The 2776-nt window shown below is 47.0% G+C and carries 4 protein-coding genes; 2 read left to right on the forward strand and 2 right to left on the reverse strand.

What is annotated here, in order from left to right; all coding sequences use genetic code 11:
- Positions 1-637 precede the first annotated feature (637 nt).
- Positions 638-922: a type II toxin-antitoxin system Phd/YefM family antitoxin gene (locus tag K4305_RS07790; RefSeq protein ID WP_331561849.1), complete on the forward strand. Its 285-nt coding sequence runs from the start codon at positions 638-640 to the stop codon at positions 920-922.
- Positions 919-1242: a type II toxin-antitoxin system RelE/ParE family toxin gene (locus K4305_RS07795; protein WP_331561850.1), complete on the forward strand. Its 324-nt coding sequence runs from the start codon at positions 919-921 to the stop codon at positions 1240-1242. The genes K4305_RS07790 and K4305_RS07795 overlap by 4 nt, the downstream gene beginning before the upstream one ends.
- 656 nt (positions 1243-1898) lie before the next feature.
- Here the strand turns inward: K4305_RS07795 and K4305_RS07800 are convergent.
- Together K4305_RS07800 and K4305_RS07805 are read right to left on the reverse strand one after the other, a co-directional pair.
- The gene (locus K4305_RS07800) at positions 1899-2099 is read right to left on the reverse strand and encodes a DUF2283 domain-containing protein (protein ID WP_331561851.1); all 201 of its coding nucleotides are present in this window, start codon (positions 2097-2099) and stop codon (positions 1899-1901) included.
- Positions 2096-2308, reverse strand: coding sequence for a DUF4258 domain-containing protein (locus K4305_RS07805; RefSeq protein WP_331561852.1), 213 nt, complete (start codon positions 2306-2308; stop codon positions 2096-2098). Before K4305_RS07805 ends, K4305_RS07800 begins: the two co-directional genes overlap by 4 nt.
- Positions 2309-2776: the final 468 nt, after the last annotated feature.

Below are 2776 nucleotides of genomic sequence, written 5' to 3' on the forward strand. Positions count from 1 at the left end.
AGCTGGATGGCTCAATAGCAAGAAAAAATAACCCGGAGCACTCACCCCAATAATCTGTGCCAATCCGTGTTAATCCGTGGGCAAAACTCTTCCTCTTCCATCCCACAGCTCACATCCCACAATCTTCCCATCCGTGAAAATCCGCTCCCAATCAGCGGGAACCGCGCTCCCCCTCTTCATTGCTGAATAACCCGACACCACAAAAGCCCAAAACCATAACACAACCCCCCAGACACCACCTCACCCATCAATCCGTGCCAATCCGTGTTAATCCGTGGGCACATCCCCCTCTTCAATCCCTCCCCAATCAGCGGGAACCGCGCTCCCCCTCTTCATTGCTGAATAACCTGACAGCTCAATGGCTCAATAGCAAAAAAGCATAACCCATAGCGCCTAATCCAATCTCACCATCTTCAATCCGTGCCAATCCGTGTTAATCCGTGGGCACATCCCCCTCTTCAATCCCTCCCCAATCAAGCGGGAACCGCGTTCCCCCTCTTCTCCCCATCTCTTCCTTTCTTCACCCTACAAGTTGAGCAGCAAAACAACATCCCCTTCTTTATTCTTTTTATTGATGGATAGACTTTCAAAAATGACTATAATTCAGACTGAATAATAGTCGAAATCGGAGCAACCCATGAAATACAGTAACTCAATCAAACCTGTCAGCTACCTGAAAACGCACGCATCGGAAGTCCTGCGGAATGTGTGCAACAACAGGGAAACCATGATTATAACGCACCACGGCGAAGCCAAGGTGATTGTGCAGGACATCCATGTTTACGAACAGACGCAGGAGAGCCTGGCACTGCTCAAAATGCTGGCGCAGTCCTCTGCAAGTATCGACCGTGAAGAATATAAACCTCTCGGCGATGCTTTTGATGCGGTTAAAAAACGTATCGCCAAAAAACAAGTACCATGAAGTATCGGGTGTATCTGAGCGCTGATGCCGAGAATGATCTTTTCGACATCTGGAATTATGTGGCTCATAACGATTCGCCCGAAAAGGCAGATTACCTTTTACAGGAGCTTCAGGCAACCTGCTTTACCCTTCAAGACTTTCCCGACCGTGGTCATGTTCCCGCTGAACTCGAAAGGGTTCACGTCCGGGAGTATCTCGAAATACACTGGAAACCCTATCGCATCATATACCGCATTCACGACCAACGTGTTTTCGTCCATTGCATCCTTGATGGCCGGCGCAACGTGCATGAGCTACTTATCGAGCGGTCGATTCGGTAGTGGTCGTTCTCCCTCCAACCACTTAACACCCACTCCCCACAATCTACCCTCCGTGAAAATCCGCATTCAATCAGCGGAAACCGCGCTCTTACTCTTTATGGCTTGATAGCGAGACAGCTCAATGGCTCAATAGCAAGAAAGCATAACCCATAGCGCATACCCCAATCTCACCCTCTTCAATCCGTACCAATCCGTACCAATCCGTGTAAATCCGTGGGCAAAAATCTTCCCTCCCCGTCTCCCGTCTTCAATCCGTGAAAATCCGCATTCAATCAGCGGGAACCGCGCTCTTTCTCTTTTTGCCGGACAGCGAGACCGCTGGATGGCTCAATAGCAAGAAAAAATAACCCGGAGCACTCGCCCTCTTCAATCCGTGCCAATCCGTGTTAATCCGTGGGCAAAAACTCTTCCTCTTCCATCCCACAGCTCACATCCTACAATCTTCCCATCCGTGAAAATCTGATCCCAATCAGCGAGAACCGCGCTCTTCCTCTTCATGGCTTGATAGCCTGACAGTTCAATAGCGAGAAAGCATAACCCAAGCTTCCGGCACACAGCTCACGGCCCACCCTCTTCAATCCGTGCCAATCCGTGAAAATCCGTGGGCAACATCCCCTCATCCTCTACCTCGCACATCGAAGCTGCGATACTCCCGTTCACGCCAACTGAAATTGCATATTCAATAAATATTCTTTTGATATTCTTGACGATACATTCAGAAACTCCACGCCAACAACAGTATCATTTTCATCATAATCAAGAATCACGCCCGGCCTGACCTCTTCTGATTCGATTACTTTATTATCATCAAGACGAAAATAAAGAGTATCGGTTTCCTTATCAACAGTAACTTTCATGTTTTCTCCCTTAATCTACGATCAAAAAAAGCTGTTACCCCCTTATAGGGTATCTGATCTACATTAACAACTACTTTCAACCATCTGTTTTCATTCTCGCTGATTTTTTTAAAATAATGTCTTGTCCCATCATCACAACTCTCGATATAATCAGGATCCTTAAATGCCCTCTGCAACCATGAACCCTCAATATTTCGCTGTACAAGCATTTCACACAAATGCTTTGATAATAACAGCATGTGAATACAGATTATCAAATGTTTAAATATAGGAGCCTGAATGCGCAGAAATATCGATTGAAAAAGTTATCCACAATCTTCCCATCCGTGAAAATCCTTGGGCAAAAATCTTTCTTCCCCGTCTCCCGTCTTCAATCTGTGAAAATCCGATTTCAATCAGCGGAAACCGCGCTCTTCATCTTCTTGCCGGATAGCCAGACCGCTCGATAACCGAAAAACTCAACAGAACTACCCGGTAACCCCCTCATCAATCAATCTGTGCTAATCCGTGTTAATCTGTGGGCAACTCTTCCTCTTCAATTCTTCTGTGAAAATCCGCTCCCAATCAGCGGGAACCGCGCTCTTCCTCTTTTTGCCGGATAGCGAGATAGCTGGATGGCTCAATAGCAAGAAAAAATAACCCGGAGCACTCACCCCAATAATCTGTGCCAATCCGTG

Origin of the sequence: Chlorobium sp. (assembly GCF_036528655.1) — a bacterium.
GTDB lineage: Bacteria > Bacteroidota > Chlorobiia > Chlorobiales > Chlorobiaceae > Chlorobium.